This is a genomic window from Bacillus haikouensis, assembly GCF_013179555.1.
Taxonomy (GTDB): domain Bacteria; phylum Bacillota; class Bacilli; order Bacillales; family Bacillaceae_B; genus Rossellomorea; species Rossellomorea haikouensis_A.
On sequence record NZ_JABMCR010000325.1, the window covers coordinates 1 to 4,145 of the forward strand.

Annotated in this window: 3 protein-coding genes; 2 read left to right on the top strand and 1 reads right to left on the bottom strand. The window is 41.8% G+C overall.

The genetic code is table 11. From position 1 onward, the window contains the following. Positions 1 to 1,291 (bottom strand): glycoside hydrolase family 18 protein (locus tag HP456_RS20710; protein ID WP_172254642.1); only part of this gene is annotated, 1,291 nt, incomplete at its 3' end. A gap of 161 nt (positions 1,292 to 1,452) precedes the next feature. Between HP456_RS20710 and HP456_RS20715 the strand changes: the two genes are divergently transcribed. Next, entirely contained in the window at positions 1,453 to 2,028 is a 576-nt protein-coding gene (locus tag HP456_RS20715; RefSeq protein ID WP_172254644.1) for a TetR/AcrR family transcriptional regulator, read from the top strand. A 133-nt stretch (positions 2,029 to 2,161) separates the two neighbouring features. Beyond that, positions 2,162 to 4,145, top strand: a 1,984-nt coding sequence (locus HP456_RS20720; protein ID WP_172254646.1) for a YhgE/Pip domain-containing protein, incomplete at its 3' end; no start/stop codon positions are given.

Sequence of the window (4,145 nt, forward strand, 5' to 3'; positions counted from 1 at the left end):
CCAATATGCTGCGTGAATCTTCAAACCATACTTCGTGCTGCTGACCGGTTTCATCCCAATAGTTGAAAAACGGTGCTTGATATTCGGTGTTATACTGGATGCGAACACCATATTTTCCCGCCATCTCCACGGCTTCAACCGGTGAAACCGATTTGGCGATTGTTCCATCTACCCAAGGTACTTTCCAATCACGTCCATATAATGGCACCCCCATAAGAATTTTATCACGGGGAATAACACTTACGGCATAATCCAGAACTTTTTTTACTTCGTTGATCGGTGCAATTGCCCAAGGCCTTCCTCCTGCCCAGCCCCATTCATACGTCATAAGAACGACAAAGTCAACGATTTCTCCGTGGGTTTTATAATCATGAGCTTCATATAAAAGCCCTTTTTGGTTTTCTTTGATTTTTGGTGCAAGAGCAGTAGAAACTTTATACCCTTTAGGTTTAAGGTCCTTTACCACTTTCCTCAAGAACTGATTATAATTATCGCGGTCTTCCGGATATACATATTCTAAATCAAAATTAACCCCCATATAGCCTTTTGTCTCCATCGTTTTCAGCAAGTTTGCAATCAAGGTGTCTTGCAGACTTTCATTCCTTAATATGGAAGCTGCTAAATCAGAATCAAACATGGATCCGGAATAGTTTGTAAGTACAAGCAATGGAGCGACATCATTACTTTCTGCTGCAGCGATCAATCCGGCATCATTTAAATTGGAAATCGTACCGTCTTCTTTAATGGAATACGTAAAAGGCGACAAGTAAGTAAAGTAGATCCCTAAACCGGCCACCTCGGCTACTCCAGAAGCTCCTGTTTGAGTAATATAAGAATTCACTTCGGTGGATTTCCTAGTGTTCGGTATACGAATTTTTTGATCCGGGTAAATGAGGGAAGGGTTTGAAATGTCATTTGCAATCAGTATGTCTTGTAAACTCACTTTATAGTTGTATGAAATCGTATAAAGCGTATCCCCTTTTTTTACGATATGATGATAGTAAGGGAGCACAAGCAATTGTCCGATATATAACCGAGAAGGGTTGGATAACTGGTTGAAGTCAATCAGCTCCTGAATGCCAATGTTGACTTTTTGGCTGATTTCATTGAGAGTGTCTCCTGGCTGTACAATATATTCTTTATTTTTCTCTGGGATAAGGAGACTTTGTCCAATGACAAGTATGTTCACATTCTTTAATTGGTTGCCATAGGAAATCTGGGACATCTCAACATTGAATTGCCGGGAAATGGACCAAAGCGTATCTCCGCTTTTCACAACGTAAATATTCATGCGGCACCTCCTGCCAGTGGGCTCTCTATAGCTTATTCACTAAGGCTTATTTTATATGTATTTAAAAATTGTTGTAAATACGAAAAGTATGTGGTAGATTTAATAATGTGCGAATGACCAAATGTTTATTTTGGTCATTCAGTCAGAACAGAGGTGAAGAAATGTCGGTAAACCGGAAACAGCAAATCGTTGAGGCAGCTTCCAAATCATTTTCTTTATTCGGATATAAAGCGACGACTATGGATCAGGTTGCGAAACTTGCGAACGTCGGCAAAGGAACGATTTATACCTTTTTCAAAAATAAAGAAGAATTATTTGATGAAATCATCACTTCATTGATAACAGAAATGAAAAGGGAAGCAGAAGAAGTCATTGTACCTGCAGATTCTTTTTCCGATAATGTCCACCGCGCATTATTCAGGATGCTCGAATTCAGGAAGGAGCATAAATTAACGATCAAGCTTCATCAGGAGGCAAGGGAAATTGGAACCCCGGCAGTTTCAGAAGTGATCGATCGAATGGAGAAAGTCGTCATCGAGTTTGTCAGTCAACGAATTGAAAAAGCGATTGATGCAGGGGCTATTAAACCATGCAATCCTGAAATGACTGCGTTTGTCATGCTGAAATTATATATATCACTCGTCTTCGACTGGGAACGTTCGCATGGTCCGCTTGAAAAAGATGAAATTGCCAACCTATTCGAATTGTATATAATTAATGGATTATCGAAGGACTGATTGATAATCCTTTCATTTTAGACTGAATTGACTAAATGAATGAAATAGTCATTAATTTTTTATATTGTTATATGACTAAATGAGGTTTATGGTCACTTATTCAGGTTGTTGTTGATATCAAAAGGAGGAAAATATGAAAAAGTCATTTGCAAGTTCAGAATTCAAAGCGATTTTCCGAAACAAAAAACTTCTAATTCCCATTCTCGCTGTTTTATTTGTCCCTGTTTTATACAGCGGTATGTTCCTTTGGGCATTCTGGGATCCGTATGAACAGTTGGATGATTTACCGGTGGCGGTTGTTAACAGTGACCGCGGAGCAAATTATGATGGGGAGGATCTTCACATCGGGTCAGATCTCGTTGAGAAACTGAAGGATAGCGAACAATTTGACTTTCACTTTGTAAATAAAGAAGAAGGTTATAAGAATCTGGAGAAGCAGGATTATTATATGCTTGTTGAAATTCCGGAGGATTTCTCTGAAAACGGTACTACTCTTTTGGATGACCATCCTGAAAAGCTTTCCCTGAAATATGTACCGAATGAAAGCTTCAACTTCCTGTCCGCTCAAATCGGTGATACAGCGATGAAAGAAATCAAGGCAAGTCTCTCTGAATCTGTTTCTGAAACCTATGCGGAAACGATGTTTGAAAAGATTCAGGAGATGGGGGAAGGATACCTCACAGCGAGTGATAAAGCAGGCGAAATCAACAATGGAGCCCTTGATTTATCGCAAGGGGCCAACAAGCTGAAGGATAACTTAGCGGTGCTGGCTGAGAAAAATGTTGAAATGTCAGACGGTGTAGCAAAAACGCAGGCAGGTGCTGCTGAACTTGCCAAGGGTTCGAATGAATTATCAGACGGTGTTGGAGTCATGACGGATAAAACTCAGCTATTGTATAAAGGAACTCAGGATCTTCAATCAGGGATAGACGATCTTGCTGGCGGTATTGATAAGAGTAAGGCCGGCCTGGAAAAAGTTGATGCAGGATTAACCAGTGCGATCGACAATACCGCCGATTTATATGCTGGTTCTCAATCTCTTGCAGAAAAAATTGGTGAACTTCAGTCGGGAGCGGATCGTGCAAAAGCAGGGGCCGAAGCCATAGGGGCAGGTGCTTCTGAGTTGGAGAAACAATTGGCTCCATTTATGGGAAGCCTTCCAGAGGGAAAACAGGCTGAATTACAGGCAGCCATCAATCAAATAAAACAAGGTGCAACGGGTCTCGAAGCGGGTACAGGGTCTCTTGGAACCGGTGCTTCAGAGCTGCAGAAAGGTGCAGGAAGTCTTGCAGGCGGAATTGGAAAATTGAATGAAGGCCAGAAAAAACTGCAAGGCGGGGTGGACCAGTTGGTGGCTGGTTCAGTCCGACTTGATCAAGGCTCTAACCAGCTTCAGGCAGGTCAAGGTGAAATAGTGAAAAATGTTGGTCTGTTGAACGATAAGATGGGGGAAGTCTATCAAGGAACGACGCAGGTTGCTTCAGGAGTAAGTGACTTAAGCACGGGCCTTAACAAGGTGTACGATGGTTCAACCCGCCTATCAGACGGAACTAAACAGCTTGCAGATGGTTCCAGTGAACTGGCAGAGGGTTCTGCGAAGCTGTCAGATGGTACGACTGAATATGAAGAGAAATTAAAAGGCGCTGCCAAGGAAGCAAACAGTGTTAATCCGAATGAAGGCACGTACGATATGATGGCTGCTCCGGTAAATGTGAAAAATGAGAAAATCAATCACGTACCGAATTATGGAACAGGTTTTGCTCCGTATTTCTTATCACTTGGTTTATTTGTTGGAGCACTGCTCATTTCAATTGTGTATCCACTCAAAGAGCCAGCAGATCGTCCATCAAGCGGTCTGAACTGGTTCATTGGGAAATTTACAGTGCTGACAGCCGTTGGAATCATCCAGTCATTAATTGCTTCGGGGATATTACTGTTAGGATTGGGTCTTGAAGTAGAGAGCGTACCGTTATTCCTGTTGTCTGCTGTCTTCACAAGTCTTACCTTTTTGGCTTTGATTCAGATGCTTGTGACAATATTGGGAGATCCGGGACGATTTGTTGCCATCATCATCCTGATTCTTCAACTAACGACGAGTGCGGGAACGTTCCCATTGG